The 3,557-nt window shown below is 52.3% G+C and carries 2 protein-coding genes; both read left to right on the top strand.

Translation table 11 applies throughout. The features are described 5' to 3' along the window. The first annotated feature begins 529 nt into the window (after nucleotides 1-529). Nucleotides 530-949: a hypothetical protein gene (locus tag CVH10_RS16755; RefSeq protein ID WP_219924723.1), complete on the top strand. Its 420-nt coding sequence runs from the start codon at nucleotides 530-532 to the stop codon at nucleotides 947-949. Nucleotides 950-1,396: 447 nt separating this feature from the next. Next, nucleotides 1,397-2,191: an APH(3')-II family aminoglycoside O-phosphotransferase gene (locus CVH10_RS16750; RefSeq protein ID WP_004614937.1), complete on the top strand. Its 795-nt coding sequence runs from the start codon at nucleotides 1,397-1,399 to the stop codon at nucleotides 2,189-2,191. The last annotated feature ends 1,366 nt before the right edge of the window (nucleotides 2,192-3,557 follow it).

Raw genomic sequence — 3,557 nt, 5'->3', positions numbered from 1 at the left:
TCAATGACGGTAAATGGCCCGCCTGGCATTATGCCCAGTACATGACCTTATGGGACTTTCCTACTTGGCAGTACATCTACGTATTAGTCATCGCTATTACCATGGTGATGCGGTTTTGGCAGTACATCAATGGGCGTGGATAGCGGTTTGACTCACGGGGATTTCCAAGTCTCCACCCCATTGACGTCAATGGGAGTTTGTTTTGGCACCAAAATCAACGGGACTTTCCAAAATGTCGTAACAACTCCGCCCCATTGACGCAAATGGGCGGTAGGCGTGTACGGTGGGAGGTCTATATAAGCAGAGCTCTCTGGCTAACTAGAGAACCCACTGCTTACTGGCTTATCGAAATTAATACGACTCACTATAGGGAGACCCAAGCTGGCTAGCGTTTAAACTTAAGCTTGGTACCATGCATTCGAGCGCCTTGCTGTGCTGTCTCGTGCTGCTTACCGGAGTGAGAGCATCACCGGGTCAGGGAACGCAAAGCGAAAACTCCTGTACTCATTTTCCGGGGAACCTCCCTAATATGCTGCGCGATCTGCGGGACGCTTTCTCACGCGTTAAAACCTTTTTCCAAATGAAGGACCAGTTGGACAATCTGCTGCTGAAAGAGTCCCTGCTCGAAGATTTCAAGGGATACCTCGGCTGCCAGGCGCTCTCCGAAATGATTCAGTTCTACTTGGAGGAAGTCATGCCACAGGCCGAAAACCAGGATCCCGATATCAAGGCCCACGTGAATAGCCTCGGAGAGAATCTCAAAACTCTGAGGCTTAGACTGCGCCGGTGCCACCGGTTCCTGCCGTGCGAGAACAAATCGAAGGCGGTCGAACAAGTGAAAAACGCATTCAACAAGCTGCAAGAAAAGGGCATCTACAAGGCGATGTCGGAATTCGACATCTTTATCAACTATATCGAGGCTTACATGACCATGAAGATCCGCAATTGAGCGGCCGCTCGAGTCTAGAGGGCCCGTTTAAACCCGCTGATCAGCCTCGACTGTGCCTTCTAGTTGCCAGCCATCTGTTGTTTGCCCCTCCCCCGTGCCTTCCTTGACCCTGGAAGGTGCCACTCCCACTGTCCTTTCCTAATAAAATGAGGAAATTGCATCGCATTGTCTGAGTAGGTGTCATTCTATTCTGGGGGGTGGGGTGGGGCAGGACAGCAAGGGGGAGGATTGGGAAGACAATAGCAGGCATGCTGGGGATGCGGTGGGCTCTATGGCTTCTACTGGGCGGTTTTATGGACAGCAAGCGAACCGGAATTGCCAGCTGGGGCGCCCTCTGGTAAGGTTGGGAAGCCCTGCAAAGTAAACTGGATGGCTTTCTTGCCGCCAAGGATCTGATGGCGCAGGGGATCAAGCTCTGATCAAGAGACAGGATGAGGATCGTTTCGCATGATTGAACAAGATGGATTGCACGCAGGTTCTCCGGCCGCTTGGGTGGAGAGGCTATTCGGCTATGACTGGGCACAACAGACAATCGGCTGCTCTGATGCCGCCGTGTTCCGGCTGTCAGCGCAGGGGCGCCCGGTTCTTTTTGTCAAGACCGACCTGTCCGGTGCCCTGAATGAACTGCAAGACGAGGCAGCGCGGCTATCGTGGCTGGCCACGACGGGCGTTCCTTGCGCAGCTGTGCTCGACGTTGTCACTGAAGCGGGAAGGGACTGGCTGCTATTGGGCGAAGTGCCGGGGCAGGATCTCCTGTCATCTCACCTTGCTCCTGCCGAGAAAGTATCCATCATGGCTGATGCAATGCGGCGGCTGCATACGCTTGATCCGGCTACCTGCCCATTCGACCACCAAGCGAAACATCGCATCGAGCGAGCACGTACTCGGATGGAAGCCGGTCTTGTCGATCAGGATGATCTGGACGAAGAGCATCAGGGGCTCGCGCCAGCCGAACTGTTCGCCAGGCTCAAGGCGAGCATGCCCGACGGCGAGGATCTCGTCGTGACCCATGGCGATGCCTGCTTGCCGAATATCATGGTGGAAAATGGCCGCTTTTCTGGATTCATCGACTGTGGCCGGCTGGGTGTGGCGGACCGCTATCAGGACATAGCGTTGGCTACCCGTGATATTGCTGAAGAGCTTGGCGGCGAATGGGCTGACCGCTTCCTCGTGCTTTACGGTATCGCCGCTCCCGATTCGCAGCGCATCGCCTTCTATCGCCTTCTTGACGAGTTCTTCTGAATTATTAACGCTTACAATTTCCTGATGCGGTATTTTCTCCTTACGCATCTGTGCGGTATTTCACACCGCATCAGGTGGCACTTTTCGGGGAAATGTGCGCGGAACCCCTATTTGTTTATTTTTCTAAATACATTCAAATATGTATCCGCTCATGAGACAATAACCCTGATAAATGCTTCAATAATAGCACGTGCTAAAACTTCATTTTTAATTTAAAAGGATCTAGGTGAAGATCCTTTTTGATAATCTCATGACCAAAATCCCTTAACGTGAGTTTTCGTTCCACTGAGCGTCAGACCCCGTAGAAAAGATCAAAGGATCTTCTTGAGATCCTTTTTTTCTGCGCGTAATCTGCTGCTTGCAAACAAAAAAACCACCGCTACCAGCGGTGGTTTGTTTGCCGGATCAAGAGCTACCAACTCTTTTTCCGAAGGTAACTGGCTTCAGCAGAGCGCAGATACCAAATACTGTTCTTCTAGTGTAGCCGTAGTTAGGCCACCACTTCAAGAACTCTGTAGCACCGCCTACATACCTCGCTCTGCTAATCCTGTTACCAGTGGCTGCTGCCAGTGGCGATAAGTCGTGTCTTACCGGGTTGGACTCAAGACGATAGTTACCGGATAAGGCGCAGCGGTCGGGCTGAACGGGGGGTTCGTGCACACAGCCCAGCTTGGAGCGAACGACCTACACCGAACTGAGATACCTACAGCGTGAGCTATGAGAAAGCGCCACGCTTCCCGAAGGGAGAAAGGCGGACAGGTATCCGGTAAGCGGCAGGGTCGGAACAGGAGAGCGCACGAGGGAGCTTCCAGGGGGAAACGCCTGGTATCTTTATAGTCCTGTCGGGTTTCGCCACCTCTGACTTGAGCGTCGATTTTTGTGATGCTCGTCAGGGGGGCGGAGCCTATGGAAAAACGCCAGCAACGCGGCCTTTTTACGGTTCCTGGCCTTTTGCTGGCCTTTTGCTCACATGTTCTTGCTGCTTCGCGATGTACGGGCCAGATATACGCGTTGACATTGATTATTGACTAGTTATTAATAGTAATCAATTACGGGGTCATTAGTTCATAGCCCATATATGGAGTTCCGCGTTACATAACTTACGGTAAATGGCCCGCCTGGCTGACCGCCCAACGACCCCCGCCCATTGACGTCAATAATGACGTATGTTCCCATAGTAACGCCAATAGGGACTTTCCATTGACGTCAATGGGTGGAGTATTTACGGTAAACTGCCCACTTGGCAGTACATCAAGTGTATCATATGCCAAGTACGCCCCCTATTGACGTCAATGACGGTAAATGGCCCGCCTGGCATTATGCCCAGTACATGACCTTATGGGACTTTCCTACTTGGCAGTACATC

The sequence above is a fragment of the Halomonas sp. ND22Bw genome, assembly GCF_003011945.1.
Taxonomy (GTDB): Bacteria; Pseudomonadota; Gammaproteobacteria; order Pseudomonadales; family Halomonadaceae; genus Halomonas; species Halomonas halophila.
This window is presented reverse-complemented; position numbering and strand designations above follow the sequence as displayed.

What these genes read in the sequence shown, in the direction of transcription:
- CVH10_RS16755 (WP_219924723.1), top strand. Translation starts at nt 530, where the DNA reads ATGCTGCGCGATCTGCGGGACGCTTTCTCACGCGTTAAAACCTTTTTC.
- CVH10_RS16750 (WP_004614937.1), top strand. Translation starts at nt 1,397, where the DNA reads ATGATTGAACAAGATGGATTGCACGCAGGTTCTCCGGCCGCTTGGGTG.